Consider the following 15,360-nt stretch of genomic DNA (forward strand, 5'->3'; position numbering starts at 1 on the left):
AAAATATTATAGAACAACGTTGTTTCTTATTTTAGGCATTGCCAAATATTTTAATACTATTGGTGAATGCTGAAATAACCATAAAGATATTTCTTTTCATGTTTTAATTCTATGATGAAATCCCCTTCTTTTATATTATCTATTGTAAAAGAATAGCATTGAGTAGTTGGTATAGTAGTTGTACTGGAATAAAGAATCGTCCCCCTTGTATCTTTTATTATAATCTGAAGATTGTCTAAAACAATATCCGAATATATATAGACGGTATTGCTATCATGTGTGATAGTTGGAACACAAGATACTGAACGCGTATCTTCAAACCAATGTCGCTTTATAACTTCTACTCTTTTCTCTTCACTATGAGACATAAAAGTGAAGAATTCCATAGTTAATGTGAAGAATATAACTGTAAAAAGTTTCATAATATTTATTATTGTGATTCGATCACAAATAAACGAACCATTTTTTAGATTAAGATTACGTTTTAGTACGAACTTTGTACGATATGGAGTACGATTTTTGTACGATGCTTTAGAATTCTCGAATAAACTCATCCCATAATTCTGGACTACCTGGCTGATTATGAGTCTTTTCGTACATTTTTTTTCGAATAGACGTTAATGTCTGCTTGGCACATGGAATAAGAGGAGCTATTTGACTTGGCTTTAGGTCAATCTTGATAAGTAAACAGATGCGTATTTCTTTTTCATTAAATGGATGGAGAGTGTAAAGTCGTGCTGTAAAGCGAGAGTATATCTTGTCTATCATTTCAGATAAGGTATTCCAATCTTCTTCTTTTAATTTTGAATCTCCATTAGCTAAGTGGAATTTCTTATAAATATCAGATTCTTTTAATGCTGTTTCGGAAATTTGCAATGTTCTTTGTTTGGCCTCAACTTGTTTATTGGTATGTTCTAATAGTTCTTTTTGGGCGTTAATCAGATTTCGTTTCAATTCATTCTTCTCGTTTTCTGCTTGTTTCAGACTTTCTTCCAATTGGCAGAGTTGTTTTTTATTGTACTCTATATATTGAAGGCTTTCATGATATTGTTTTTCTTTATGTTCATTCAATAATCTCTGTTGTTCTTGTATTTTTTGTTTTTTACGTTTATTGTATTGTTGATAGATGATGATGAGTGTTATTGATAACATGATAGTTGAGATCAAAATTGTAAGCCAAAGTTCTTGTTTCTCATTTTCTTGCTGTAGTTCACGATTCTTTTCCTCTTTTAGTTGGTAATTGTACAGAGACTGCATTTTACGAATCGTTTCTGTATTGATAATTTCTTTAATAGAGTCGGTGTATATGAGATATTTATCAAAATACTCCATGGCTTCTTTGTATTGGCCTTTTTTACGGGCTATGTTTCCTAACTCTTTGTAGCTACCTTGTTTTTGGTAGAAATCGTTGAAACTTGCAGCTTTTGTATAATAAAAAATAGCAGAGTCTAATTGGTTGGTGCGATGGTAATAATCAGCTAATATAGCATAATGAGGAGCTAATCCTAAATCTTTTATATATTGATTGGAACGTTGAATGGCATCATTGGCCTCTGGATACATATCTAACTGGATATAAAGGCTGGATAATTCGCTTAGGACTATACCCATTAAATGTTCGCTATGCACTTGCTCAGCCTTTATGAAAGCTTCTTTATAATAATAGAGTGAACTGTCTGCACAATTGAGTGTGGTGAATGTTCGCCCTATATCTCTTAAATTGTAAATTACACCTATACTGTCATCGGCTAAAATATTGTATTGATAAGCTTTCCTGAGGACTTCTAAAGCCTCGTCATAGGTTTCCTGATATAAATATAACATTCCCGTTTGGCTGTAGATTCGGCTGATTAGCCTATAGTTTGTACAATCTTTTGCAGATTCAATAGCTTTGAAGAAATACTCCAATGCCTGCGGTGCATCTCCCAAATCCCTATATATTCGTCCGGCATAGTAGTATGCTTCCAGTAGGTGTTCTTTATCCTTTTTATTTTCATAATAGTGTAGTACTTCCAATATCAAGCTATCGGAAGTATGTGTAATATACGCTTTGTCTTTGGCTTTTATAGTCAGCAGTTGATAATACATTTGTGTTTCTTTAGATTCTTGAGAAGTGCTATCCTTGAATTGTTCCAATAATACAATAGCACTGTCCGGACAAATATTTATAAGGGAGTCAGCAAGCTGTAATATATGAGGATAAGGTTTACTGTCACAGGAGAGGAAGTAAAGTGGTAAAAGAATGATTATTAGTAGTGGTTTAGGCCATTTCATACGCGTGTTGCTTTAGTTGTTAGTGTTATTAAATCGTACAAAGGTAATAAACTTTTTTGAAGTCGGGGAGTGAAATTCATTTTCTTTTTGATCTTCAGAGCCTCTGACAATAATTTTGGCGTTACAGCATTGATATTCACTGATTAATAATGCGAGTCAGTGTTTCGTGCCGGATGGTATCTATGCTTCTCAATGTCAGTAGCATAGGGACATGACACTTGGAACTTATTACCTTGAGAACTGGAACTCCCTTTGCTTTGCTGTTCAAGATGCCATCTTGTGTAGTGCAACATACCATCTTGAGCAACACAAGATGGCATCTTGAACAGTAGAGGTAGGCATGCTTCAGTAGATATGCAAGCTTTTTACGGGGGAAAGGTAATAGTGATGTACGTGCATTGTTATTAGATCGTATCGAAACAGTATTGTCCCTGTGGTGAAAAGATTCATAACCGCTCCTGAAGGGAAGCGCATAAAAAGTTTCGCTCACCATTGCTCTATATAAGCGATGACGAGCGGAACAAAAATATTAGAGACGAAAACGGATGACAGTTCCGGGTTGGCAAGGAGTTCTGCAGGCACCCAGCGTGCTTGGTCTTTGATTTCCGTCAGGTATCGCAGCCACAATGTTTGCATTTACACTTGAAAACAAGTAATGTAATTCTAGGTAAGTCTGATTTTGAATCGTATCTGAGTCGTACCTGCTCCGTACCTTCTTCGGTCAGAAGTACCTCTATATGGAGAAACTACGGAGTTGGTACGGAGCAAGTACGGTTCAGGTTATACTGCATGGTCTTTTGATCGGTTCTTATTTCGGAGTATAAAGACGTTAAAAGTCCGTACTCTTTTGCTTTATCTATAATTTCTTTTGTACTTTGCATTGCATAAATGGTGTAATGTAAAATATGTAATGAACCGGATGGAGACTCAGGAAATGAAACATGCTATTAAAGTCATTGCTTTCGATGCAGACGATACTCTTTGGAGCAATGAACCTTTTTTTCAGGAGGTAGAGCGAAAGTATACGGAGCTATTAAGTGAATATGGTAATGCAAAAGAGATTTCGGCAGAACTGTTTAAAACAGAAATGGAAAATCTGGAATGTTTGGGCTATGGCGCCAAGGCGTTCACCATTTCGATGGTTGAGACTGCTTTGCGGGTGAGTGAGCGGAAGATCTCAGCAGATAAGATACAACAGATTATTCTTTTAGGTAAATCTCTGCTTCAGATGCCAATTGAGTTGCTGTCCGGTGTGGAAGAGACCTTGAAAGCTCTGAAGAAACAAGGCCGTTATCGTCTGGTAGTGGCTACGAAAGGTGACTTGTTGGATCAGGAACGTAAATTGCAACGCTCCGGGCTGACATCTTATTTTGATCATATTGAAATAATGTCTGATAAGACGGAGAAAGAATATACCCGCCTGCTACAAATCCTTCAGGTCGCTCCGGAAGAATTCCTGATGATCGGTAATTCCTTGAAGTCCGATATCCAGCCGGTACTAGCTATCGGAGGATATGGGGTACACATTCCTTTCGAAGTGATGTGGCAGCATGAGGTGGTGGATACATTCGCCCATCCCAGACTGAAACAAATGAAAAGTCCGGTGGAACTGATAGATTGGCTTTAATATTTGCGGTCTACATGATACTCTATCCTGTAGATGTGATCGAAATGCTCCGTCCATTCATTCGGAGCGATGCCAATCTGTAGACCATAAAAGAGAGTGCCCTTTTCCCGGTGTACGCTCATTTGCTTTAACAGCTCCGGTTTGCATTTGGGGATGCGGTAATCGCTGATAAGTAAGACATCCGCATTCATATAGCGGTTCTCGTCGAGCATTCTGAAAGTATCTTTCAGCATTTGGGTGGCATCCGTATCACCGGTGAAGGGGTGGCTGAAGAATTCCATCAGTTTCAGCCGGTCGCGGCGTATGTCAATGGTTTTGGTAGATACGGAGAATGTGATGAGGAAACATTCCCTGTTTTGAAGTTCAGCTGTTTCAATCAGTTTTATCAGCAGGGAATTGGCCATTCGCTCCGGTTTCCCCGTCATGCTGCCCGAAGTGTCGAGGCATACGATCATAGGTCCTTTCAGAACTGCCGGTTTTGCTTCCAGACGCCTGGAGGGCTGCATGATTTCCGATTTATAACGGAAGGTCTGTAGCTTCTGCGTGAAGTATTTCAGCATGAAGACATCTTGCAGTTCGCTGTCTGCATAATATAGCAATTCCGAAGGAAGCAGGGCGTTCAGGTCGTTACCGATGGTGACACCCAGGATATCGCTCTTTTGGGAATGAGCCAGTTTGTAGGCACTGCCTTCCGTTACATATACCTGTTTGCCGCCTTCGTCGTCGGCTATTCTTCCCATACGGTTGGCAACTTTCAGCAGTTCGGGATATTCCTTTTGCAGTTTTACAATCTTCCGGATATTCTCGAAATCGATGGTATTCCACAATCCGTTCATCATGCTCCATGCCTGATAGAATTCCTCCTTGTCCACTTGGTGTTCTTCCAGGTATTCCGGTATCTTGTTCAGGCTGGTTTTCAGTTTCTTTTCCAGAAAGTCTTTCTTCGCATCCAGATTCTTCTCTTTCTGTTCCTGCTGCTTCTGCTGAAAAGAATCTTCCCAGTCTTTCAGCATCTTCTCCCAAACGGTGGAATCATGTTGCTTGTCTTTGTCCCCGAACATGTGTTCGTAGAATGGTTCATCGAAGGCATTCTCTTTATAGTCATCTTTGATTTTTCTCAGTAGGGCCTGCCATCCATCCCGTTTCTCTTTAATCCAGTTCAGGGCACTTTCCATTTCTCCAAGTTCGGATTGGGCTCTTTGCATCTGGAACTTCTCTTGTTCCAGAAACTGCCAGACAAATTGCGTGGTGATATCGTAGAATATGCGTGCACGGACCTCATCGCCCAGCACCAGAACTCGGATGGACGGATCGTTCATGATGGCCAGCAGATAGAGAAGCAGGGGATCTTCCGTTTCGCCGTATAGCGTCTTGGCGCATTCTCCCGTTTGTACGAACTTCTCGACTACCTTTACATAGAACTGGATATCATACTTCCTTTTGCTCAGCCCTGCCATATTGCCGTAAGTTGAATTGTAACTTTTCCTCTTCAATTTCTACGTTCCGCAGTTTTTTCAGCACTTCGTTCGAGTAACGGGTGATTAACTCTTTGTCAGCGGGGCTGACGAACAGATTGTCCGTGCATAAGGAATTGGTAAGGGTGAGAAGCTGCTGAAAGAGCCGGTTCAGTTCATCCCGGTAATTTCGGGAGGTGATCTGGGGCAGTTTGTCGAACAGGCTTTGGGAAGTTTGTTCGGACTGGTGAGATGCTTTAGTCATTCCTTCTCCTTTCTTCCTTTGCGTCATCGGATATCGCACTCCATCTATTAACAGGTACTCTGTCCCCTCTCTGTATAGGTTCACCCGTTGCTGAACTGTGCCTGAGGGTGCTCCGCCCGGATAACAACGGATAATCGAGCGTCCCGGATTCAACGGATCGGGATAGATGACGGCTTGTTTCGGAGCATTTTCTCTCTTCTGCTCTTTCAATGCCAGATAGTCTACGGCGAAGATGTAGGTATGACCTGTGCCATGTTCGGCTACATGATAGTAGAAGTAATCCGTAATTTCAAGGTCATTCTTGGGCGAGCAATTGTTTTTAAAATCTTCCAGCGCCTGGCGCACCCGGCTGATTCGGATATCACTCTTAATCGCCTCGGTGATTTCTTCCATCTTTTCCAGGCAGGAAGTGAACAGCTCACGGAGAATTAATTGATGAATGGGCTCGCACTCGTCTATCTCGTTCCATAGGCAATGGTATAGAGGCGGCAAATCTGCCGAATTCACCGCTGTACGTCCGTTGATGAAGGCTGAGGCTTTCAATAGTTGTACGATGTTCTTCCAGCGTCGGTCACTTATGTATACGTTTCGAACTGTGTCTTCATCATCCAGCGGAAGACGTTTCAATTGATGGCGGATATTCGTAATATAATGCAGCATTTCGGTGGATAGTGAAACCTGGTTTATCTGTCTGCGCCAGTCTGCATATTCTTCTTCACTGATTTGCAGATCTGTGGGTATGTTTATTTCTTTATCATTATCATCGAGCAGCATGTTGTAGAAGGTCGCTTCATCTTTCACACAGGTGCAGATGATGCGTAACAGAAACCGGTCCCACAATGCTTCGAGTCCTTCGCCGTGCGCGGGCAACTCGTTACTGGCGGCAATCAGAAGTTTAAGCGGTAGTTTGATTTCTCTGTCTCCGTTCCGGTAGATTTTCTCATTGATGGCGGTGAGTAATGAATTCTGTATGGCAGGCCCTGCTTTCCATATCTCATCCAGGAATACTACACTTGCCGTAGGGAGATATCCTTCAATGGCACGTTCGTATTTATCGAATTCCTTGAGCCGGTTGATACTGATAGGTCCGAATATCTCGTCAGGAGTAGAAAAGCGTGACATCAGATATTCAAAAGCCTTTGCTCCCTTGAAGGCAGCCTTCAGTCTGCGTGCCACCATGGATTTGGCAACCCCCGGAGGACCCAGCAAAAGAACACTTTCGCCTGCCAATGCAGCCAATAATGACAAGCCTAATTCCGTATCCTTCTCATAAACCCCTTGGTTGATGGCGGTTAATAGTTGTTGTATTCTGTTTTTGATGTCCATAATTCTGTTTTGTTATGCCCCCATTTTTAGAATGAGGCTTCAAATATATGAAATCTTTATACGGAATACTGACAATTATTTAATTAAGTGCTCAATCAAAATTAATTCGTACTATAAATGAGTATTTAAGGGACAATTAAATAAGTAACCGTTCAAAATCAGTTTGATATATAAATGAAAATTTAGCCAGGGCAACCGCATCAAAAGTTTCCTTTATTGATGGGTTTTGAATGAAGTGCTGATTTATTTTTTAGACGCGGATGACACGGATGACGCAGATTTTTTATTTATTGATGTGACAGCGCAGCCTTTAAATCCGTGTCATCTGCGTCTAAGAGATTGAATACATAGGCTAAAATCATTTACCTCATTTCTTATCGGATACGAGCTAAGAATTTTGATGCGGTTGCCCTGTAATTTAGCGGGCATCCGCCCGCTAAAAATATATGTGAACTAATTATGAACACTTGCTTATTGCAGATAAAAAGCTATCGTTGATACGGAAAGACTTTGTTTTTTTCTTTTCTTTTCCGATTGCAGGATTGCATAAAAGATGTATATTTGTCACATTGTATCCTGAACTTAAAGTGAACAGACTATGATAACAAACCAATTGCTTCGTCCTGCCAGTATTGCAGTGGTGGGAGCATCCAATAATGTGCACAAGCCGGGAGGCGCTATCCTGCGTAACCTTCTTAATGGTGGTTATACCGGTGAACTTCGTGCCGTGAATCCGAAAGAGACAGAAGTACAAGGTGTAACAGCTTATGCCGATGTGAAGGACATCCCCGATACGGAACTTGCGATACTCGCTATTCCCGCGCAGATGTGTCCTGATGCCGTAGAAGTGCTTGCTGCTGAGAAGCAGGTACGGGCGTTTATCATTCTTTCCGCCGGATTCGGTGAAGAGACACATGAGGGCGCACTGCTGGAAGACCGTATTCTGGAAACGGTAAATAAGTACGGTGCCTCCCTGATAGGGCCGAACTGCATCGGACTGATGAATACCTGGCATCATAGTGTGTTCAGTCAACCCATTCCACAATTGCATTCTCAAGGAGTCGATTTGATATCCAGTTCCGGTGCGACTGCCGTTTTCATTTTGGAAAGTGCCGTAACAAAAGGTTTGCAGTTCAATTCTGTCTGGTCTGTGGGGAATGCTAAGCAGATAGGTGTGGAAGATGTGCTGCAATATATGGACGAGAATTTCCAGGCAGATAAAGATTCTAAAATAAAACTGCTCTATATTGAAAGTATCGGTGACCCGGACCGTCTGTTGTTCCATGCATCCTCTCTGATAAAGAAAGGCTGTAAGATTGCTGCCATCAAGGCAGGAAGCAGTGAAAGTGGTAGCCGTGCAGCATCTTCGCATACAGGTGCCATTGCCAGTTCGGACTCGGCAGTGGAAGCTTTGTTTCGTAAAGCAGGTATTGTACGTTGCTATTCGCGCGAGGAACTGACGACGGTAGGCTGTATTTTCACCCTGCCGGAACTGAAAGGAAAGAATTTTGCCATCATTACCCATGCCGGAGGTCCGGGCGTTATGCTGACTGATGCGCTGAGTAAAGGCGGACTGAATGTGCCCAAGCTGGAAGGCCCGGTTGTGGACGAATTGAAAAGTAAGCTCTTCCCCGGTGCAGCTGTAGGAAACCCGATTGATATACTGGCTACGGGAACTCCCGATCATCTGCGTCTTTGCCTGGAATATTGTGAAGAGAAATTCGATAATATTGATGCTGTTCTGGCTATCTTCGGGACACCGGGACTGGTTACCATGTTCGAGATGTACGATGTGTTGCATGAGAAGATGCAGACATGCAGTAAACCGATCTTCCCCATTCTTCCCTCCATCAATACTGCCGGAGCGGAAGTTGCCGCTTTCCTTGCTAAAGGTCATGTGAACTTTGCTGACGAAGTGACATTGGGTACTGCATTGTCGCGCATCATGAATGCTTCCCGGCCTGCCGCCAATGAGATCGAACTCTTTGGTGTGGATGTGCCGCGCATTCGTCGTATTATAGACTCTATTCCCGAAGATGGATATATTCAGCCCCATTATGTGCAGGCATTGCTGCATGCTGCCGGCATCCCCATAGTCGAGGAATTTGTGTCGGCCAATAAAGACGAGGTGCTGGCTTTTGCCCGTCGCACGGGTTTCCCTGTAGTGGCAAAGGTGGTGGGACCTGTGCATAAATCCGACGTAGGCGGTGTGGTGCTTAATATCAAGGGAGAAGAGCATCTGGCGTTTGAATTTGAACGTATGATGCAGATTCCCGAAGTGACAGGTATCCTGATACAACCGATGCTGACGGGTACGGAACTTTTCGTAGGCGCCAAGTATGAAGAGAAATTCGGGCATGTAGTGCTGTGTGGTTTGGGTGGTATTTTTGTGGAAGTGCTCAAGGACGTTTCTTCCGGTCTGGCACCGCTTTCGTATGAAGAGGCTTACTCCATGATCCATTCCCTTCGTGCTTACAAAATTATCAAGGGAACACGTGGACAAAAGGGGGTGAATGAAGATAAATTCGCCGAGATTATCGTGCGCCTTTCTACTTTGTTGCGTTTTGCAACGGAGATCAAGGAAATGGATATCAACCCGCTACTGGCAACGGAAAAATATGTGATTGCAGTAGATGCGCGTATCCGAATCGAAAAGAAATGAAACAACGTATTTTCCTTTTTCTCATCTGTCTGATACATGCTTTATTTTGATGTTGTGTGTTTTTTGTGCTGGCTAAAAATATAATAATGATGAGACGAACATTCTGTACATACTGCTCTCTGTTACTGGCAACTGTGTTGTTGCCGGGTACTACTTCGTGTACCAGTCATTGTGGAACTATTGACGACTTGCGATTGTCTTATATCGATACTCGTGTAGGTACCGCTCCCAGTGCGACCCATACAGCGGGGCTGTTTGGCAAAGATACGGAAGAATACGGGCAAACACTTCCGGCGGTACTCGAACCCAACGGAATGAACTTCTGGACGGCGCAGACACGGGACACGGAGCAGAAATGCATAGCCCCCTATTATTACGCGGATACTCTGCTGCAAGGCTTTCGTAACTCCCATTGGATTGTGGGTGGATGTACGCAGGATTACGGCTCTATGACGCTGATGCCGCTTTTCGGTGAATTGCGTTGCCAGCCGGAAGCGCGTTCCACCCGTTTCTCCCATGAGAAAGAAACGGCAACTCCGGCTTATTATACGGTTTCCTTGCCGGATGAGAATATCTATGCCGAAATGACGGGGCGTTCGCGTTCCGCAATTTTCCGTTTCACATACAGCGAAGCGGGAAAAGGTTATCTGGTGGTAAACCCTAATAGTGATGAAGGTCAGGGGTATATCTGCATCGATACCCTTAACAATCAGATTTACGGATATAATCCTGTTCACCGCATTTATCAAGGTTGGGGAAAATCGGCAGGGTATAGCGGGTATTTTATCGTTCAGTTCCAAAAGAAGCTGACGGATTACGGTGTGTTCAGGGGAGATTCTTTGTCTCCCGGCGTCATTCAGATAGGAGATGCCTCGCAGATAGGTGCCTATGTGGAGTTTGATGTGACCGAGGGTGAAGAGGTATTGGTGAAAGCCGCTTCCTCCTTTACCGACCGGGATGGTGCTTTGAAGAACCTGAAAGCTGAAATTCCTCATTGGGACTTTGTACAGACTTGCACAGAGCTAAGACAGATGTGGGAGAAACATCTCTCCACCATTGATGTAGAGACCGAACGGCTTGCAGACAAGGAAATGTTTTACGGTGCTTTCTATCGTGCCTCTTTTCTGCCGCGTACATTCAATGATATAGATGGCCGTTATCCTTCTTTTGCGAATGGTACTCCGATATGCCAACTTCCTGAAGGAGAAACGTATTATGAGGATTATAGTATGTGGGATACCTACCGTGCCCTGCATCCGATGACCAATCTGCTTTTTCCGACAAAGGGGGGAGATATGATGCAATCTCTGGTACATAAATATGAACAAGGTGGTTGGTTGCCCATCTTTCCTTGTTGGAATAGCTATACTGCCGCTATGATAGGCGATCATTGTATCTCCGCCATCAGCGATGCATATTGTAAGGGGATTCGTAATTTCGATGTGGACAAGGCTTATGAAGGAATGCGTAAGAATGCTTTTGAAACTCCTTCCAGCCTTGATGAATATAAAAATGGTATGGGGCGTCGTGCTCTGCCCCCTTATCTGGAGTATGGATATATTCCTCTTGAAGACGGTGTACCCGATGCTTTTCATACCCAAGAGCAGGTATCACGTACCTTAGAGTATGCTTATGATGACTTTGCCCTTGCGCAGATAGCAAAAGCTTTGGGTAAGACGGACGATTATCAGGCATTGATACAACGTGCTGCCAATTATCGCAATGTGATAGATTCCCGTACGGGATATGCCCAGGGGCGCCATGCCGATGGTACTTTTCTGAATGATGCCAATGCTTTTAATTTTGCCCGTTTTATTACTGAAGGTGCTCCCTGTCACTATACCTGGTACGTGCCGCAAGATCCATACGGACTGATGGCAAGTATGGGAGGGAAAGATAAGTATGTGGCCAAGTTGGATTCCATGTTCAGCGAACAACGTTACTGGCATGGAAACGAGCCTTGTCATCAGGTTGCTTATATGTTCAATTATGCAGGCGAACCCTGGAAGACCCAGCGTGCCGTTCGCCACGTTATGGAAACGGAATATCTGAATGAACCGGGTGGACTTTCCGGCAATGACGATGCCGGACAGATGTCGGCCTGGTACATGTTTGCCGCTATGGGATTTTATCCGGTGTGTCCCGGTACTCCGTATTATATACTTGCCAGCCCCTCATTCCCCAGTTTCACGCTGAATCTTGAGAGTGGAAAGAAGTTCACAGTGAAAGCTCGTAACGCATCGCAGAAGAATATCTATATTCAGTCAGCAATGCTGAACGGAAAACCTTATACGCGTAATTACATTACTCATCAGGATATAGTGAATGGTGGAGTGATGGAGTTTGTGATGGGAGATGAACCGAATAAGGAGTGGGGAACGGCAGCGGAAGACTGTCCGCCGGAGGTGATATAGTTTAATTTTAGAAAGATATGCTTAGTCTTGATTCGTCACGAAGATGAGACAAAGCATAGTTTTTTCTTGTATTTGCTGCGTAATATCCTGGATATAGAGCGATCTACCCCTGTTTTGACTGAAAAGTTGTATTATTTATCCTGTTATGGTTGAAACTTGAGCAAAAAATACATATCTTTGTCTCAGAGAATATGCCTTTACTTTAAAGTAACAGGCAATAAGAGAATTGTTTAACATAAAAAACAGGAAGCGTATGAATAGAATTCTTAAGTTGGGACTTTTAAGTGTCATTGTAGGCGCCTTGTATTCTTGTAGTTCCGATAGTCTATACGATCCGGACAAAGCAGGAGATGTAAAGCTTGCCCAGTATGAAGCAGCTTTTGTAGGAAAGTATGGAGCAATTGCTTCTGATCAGAATTGGGGATTTGGAGGGGCGACAACACGTAGTTCCAATCCTAATAGCAATCAATGGAAAGATTTCGTGGAAGTTCCCTCAAGTGATGATCTTACTTCCGAGAAAATAAATAAAATTGTAGAGCTTTTCAAAGATCCTTCAAAGGCTAAAGTCATAGAGGGTGTGAATTGGTCGGATTTCTTTGTTCAGCATGTCTATTATGGAAATAAGGACAATATGAATCAATTGGCTGTACATAAGGAGAAGAATGGAGTTCCGGATAAAGTTAACAATTTCAATAAATCAGCCGGAAGTATCATGTTTATGTATGACAGCGGTACAAGTTCATTCAGCTATGAGGGTCAAGGAGGTCATAGATACAATGAATATATAATAATATTCTATGAGGGAGATTATTATGTTGGACTTGATTATGAGGGCTATATGAATGAAAACACTCCACCGGATGGAGATTATAGCGATTGGATCGTACGAATTGTTCCGGCTAAATATATAAAAGCCCAAAGAATCATGGCGGAAGACCTTACATTAAGTGGTGGAGATTTCGATTTCAATGATGCTGTATTTGATGCCGTAACTGTGAATGGTGCGACTGTGGTTACCTTACAGGCGGCAGGTGGTACAATGCCTTTGTATGTTGAAGACAATGAAGTACACGAACTGTTTGGCGTTTCCCAATCCACAATGGTGAATACTTATGACAAGCAGGCAAAAGCTCCGGTAATATTCCGACTTAAGAACGTATATAATGATATAAAAGATATACCCGTTCGCGTGAATGATGTGATGTTGCCAGCAGAAGTGGGGAAAGCTCCAGGGAAACTGTGCTGTCCGACTACCTGTGAGTGGACTGATGAACGGCAGAATATTGAAACCAAGTATCCGAATTTTCAGGCGGCAGTGGAAAATGGTAACGTCAATTGGTGGGAGTAATCAGTATTCTGCTACTTCTTGTGATAGAATAGAAAGCTAATATATTTCCCATTCAATCCGGATTCTGATCCGGTTGAATGGGAAAATTGTTTTCTTTTTTGAACAGACTGCCCGGTTGGTAGTTGATATATTTTAATTTGATGGATTGTGCATGCACCTCTTTTCGATATCTCCCATCTCCACAATCCATCCTTCGGCAAGCAAGTCTCTCAATTCATCCTGAAAAGACTGCATGGCGCCTGTGAGCAGGCTGCGGCTCAAACCAGTGAATTTGTGAACACGTTCCAGAAACTCATCCTGACCAATGGTTCCCCTGATAACTACACGGGGGTGAAGCGGTTGTTGTTCGCCTGTTTGCTATATGCCGGGCGTTTCGTAAAGGTCATACTGTAAGCTCACAATTGTGATTGTTTTAGTTAGGTATTCTGATGTATCCCGCTGCCTGTGGGGATGCGGCTCATCCGCTACTTTTATTTCATTAGACTATGGTATACTTTGCAGATAACTATAGTTAAACGAATTAGTATTAGGCAACAAAGGTAATAAGAATAGACAGAAAAAGAAATAAAAGTAGTAGGGATTATTTCTTTCTGGTGAAAACGGGCTAATTATAAGTGGGATACCAACGATGACATGAAATTAACTGTTTTTTTAGTCCTCGATTAAGGCTATATTATACTATTAATTAATCGTAGCTCTTTACATTTGTACTTGTCTAAATGGTGCCATTAAGGCTTTAAGTAAAAAGATTATTTATCAAGTATTCTTATTCTATGAGGTGGGAAACTTGAGTAAATTATTAATAGGAAAATAGATATGCTACGATTCGTTTCAACTATTATACTTTGCGGAGTGCTTTGCAGTACTTTTATAGATTATGGAGCAAATGATTGTTTCTTCCTGCTCTTCCCTTTTGCGGAAAGTGTGGGGATAGCGGGTTTGTGGGCATTCGCATTGTCGGTGATGAAAGAGAATCGTTTCCGTTTTACTTTCCGGACGGACTGATTACCGGAGGGGTTATTTATTATTTGGTCAGGTATGATTATCAGCTGCATTTAGCCGATTGGAAGGTGATTTATGTGGCTTTGCTATTATTGCTGTGGTATATAGTACGGATTCTTTTTTCCTCTCCGCAGGTATCAAAAAAGATGTTATCGGTGGGAATAGTCGGAATTGGTTGTCTGTTGGCGGGTTGGGGGCTATTACAACTTTATGGTTTTTGCCATTCCAACCATTTTCTATATCGCATCACCGGACCGTTTTTCAATCCCGGACCTTATTCGGGCTATCTGGCGATGCTGCTTCCTGTCTGTCTGCACCATCTGTTATTGGCTAAAGGTTGGCAACGCTACTGTTGGTGGGGAGCATTCGCTCTGATGCTTTGCATTATTCCTGCTGCTATGAGCCGTTCGGCATGGGTGGCGATAGTTGTCAGTCTGCTGTGGGTATTGGGGACGCATAAGGATTGGTGGACAGTGTCTATAAACTATGCAAAGCAAATGCCTCATAAAGCGGCAGGATATGTGACTTCTGTCTGTATTCTTGTAATGTTAGCTTGCGTACTGCTTTTCTATTTGAAGGCGGATTCAGTACGAGGAAGACTTTTTATCTGGAAGAATACTTGTACCGCCATAGCGGAACAGCCGTTCATTGGTTATGGTCCAGGCAGCTTCCAGATGGTATATGGTAATGCGCAGGCTGCTTATTTTGGAGCAGGTAATGGTACGATGGAAGAAAAGAGAGTTGCAGGCTACGCTGAATATGCTTTTAATGAATATTTGCAATCTTTGGTGGAGGGTGGAGGCATGTTGCTGTTGTTAATGCTATTGTTTGGTATATCAGTCTTCAGACAAGGGCTTACTTATAAGTGATACGGTTTTTGTGGTGCATTGTTCTCGCTGGCGGTATTCGCCTTTTCCTCTTATCCTTTGCAAATACTTCCTTTTGGCATAGCGGGTGTTATATTTTCAGCAGCATGTATATCAGGGGA

Annotated in this window: 11 protein-coding genes and 1 pseudogene; 6 read left to right on the forward strand and 6 right to left on the reverse strand. The window is 42.6% G+C overall.

Annotation, left to right across the window (positions count from 1 at the left end; all coding sequences use genetic code 11):
* Positions 1-56: 56 nt before the first annotated feature.
* The 3 genes from VYM24_RS25390 to VYM24_RS06805 form a co-directional block, all read right to left on the reverse strand.
* Positions 57-554: a DUF3244 domain-containing protein gene (locus tag VYM24_RS25390; protein WP_425286640.1), complete on the reverse strand. Its 498-nt coding sequence runs from the start codon at positions 552-554 to the stop codon at positions 57-59.
* Positions 532-2,274: a tetratricopeptide repeat protein gene (locus tag VYM24_RS06800; RefSeq protein WP_330941821.1), complete on the reverse strand. Its 1,743-nt coding sequence runs from the start codon at positions 2,272-2,274 to the stop codon at positions 532-534. The genes VYM24_RS25390 and VYM24_RS06800 overlap by 23 nt, the downstream gene beginning before the upstream one ends.
* Before the next feature lie 486 nt (positions 2,275-2,760).
* The gene (locus tag VYM24_RS06805) at positions 2,761-2,910 is read right to left on the reverse strand and encodes a hypothetical protein (RefSeq protein ID WP_291550368.1); all 150 of its coding nucleotides are present in this window, start codon (positions 2,908-2,910) and stop codon (positions 2,761-2,763) included.
* A 298-nt stretch (positions 2,911-3,208) separates the two neighbouring features.
* On the opposite strand from VYM24_RS06805, the gene VYM24_RS06810 reads away from it, so the two are divergent.
* Positions 3,209-3,901, forward strand: coding sequence for an HAD family hydrolase (locus tag VYM24_RS06810; RefSeq protein WP_291550366.1), 693 nt, complete (start codon positions 3,209-3,211; stop codon positions 3,899-3,901).
* On the opposite strand, the gene VYM24_RS06815 is transcribed toward VYM24_RS06810, so the two are convergent.
* Together VYM24_RS06815 and VYM24_RS06820 are read right to left on the reverse strand one after the other, a co-directional pair.
* Positions 3,898-5,358: a vWA domain-containing protein gene (locus VYM24_RS06815; RefSeq protein ID WP_330941822.1), complete on the reverse strand. Its 1,461-nt coding sequence runs from the start codon at positions 5,356-5,358 to the stop codon at positions 3,898-3,900. The two genes, VYM24_RS06810 and VYM24_RS06815, sit on opposite strands and share 4 nt — an antisense overlap.
* Entirely contained in the window at positions 5,330-6,946 is a 1,617-nt protein-coding gene (locus VYM24_RS06820) for an AAA family ATPase (RefSeq protein WP_330941823.1), read from the reverse strand. The genes VYM24_RS06815 and VYM24_RS06820 overlap by 29 nt, the downstream gene beginning before the upstream one ends.
* A gap of 598 nt (positions 6,947-7,544) precedes the next feature.
* Here VYM24_RS06820 and VYM24_RS06825 point away from each other — a divergent pair.
* From VYM24_RS06825 to VYM24_RS06835, 3 genes are all read left to right on the forward strand, one after another.
* A complete protein-coding gene (locus VYM24_RS06825) occupies positions 7,545-9,608 on the forward strand; it encodes an acetate--CoA ligase family protein (protein WP_330941824.1) in 2,064 nt (687 codons plus the stop codon).
* Between the two features lie 86 nt (positions 9,609-9,694).
* Positions 9,695-12,022, forward strand: a complete 2,328-nt coding sequence (locus tag VYM24_RS06830; protein ID WP_425286641.1) for a GH92 family glycosyl hydrolase — start codon at positions 9,695-9,697, stop codon at positions 12,020-12,022.
* A gap of 253 nt (positions 12,023-12,275) precedes the next feature.
* A complete protein-coding gene (locus tag VYM24_RS06835; RefSeq protein WP_330941825.1) occupies positions 12,276-13,370 on the forward strand; it encodes a hypothetical protein in 1,095 nt (364 codons plus the stop codon).
* Between the two features lie 91 nt (positions 13,371-13,461).
* On the opposite strand, the pseudogene VYM24_RS06840 reads toward VYM24_RS06835, so the two are convergent.
* Positions 13,462-13,769: pseudogene (locus VYM24_RS06840) on the reverse strand (HU family DNA-binding protein); the annotation flags it as partial.
* Positions 13,770-14,186: 417 nt separating this feature from the next.
* Between VYM24_RS06840 and VYM24_RS06845 the strand changes: the two are divergent.
* Positions 14,187-14,375, forward strand: coding sequence for a hypothetical protein (locus tag VYM24_RS06845; RefSeq protein ID WP_330941826.1), 189 nt, complete (start codon positions 14,187-14,189; stop codon positions 14,373-14,375).
* A gap of 152 nt (positions 14,376-14,527) precedes the next feature.
* Positions 14,528-15,241, forward strand: coding sequence for an O-antigen ligase family protein (locus VYM24_RS06850; RefSeq protein ID WP_330941827.1), 714 nt, complete (start codon positions 14,528-14,530; stop codon positions 15,239-15,241).
* The last annotated feature ends 119 nt before the right edge of the window (positions 15,242-15,360 follow it).

The sequence above is a fragment of the Bacteroides sp. MSB163 genome, assembly GCF_036416795.1.
GTDB classification, from domain to species: domain Bacteria; phylum Bacteroidota; class Bacteroidia; order Bacteroidales; family Bacteroidaceae; genus Bacteroides; species Bacteroides maternus.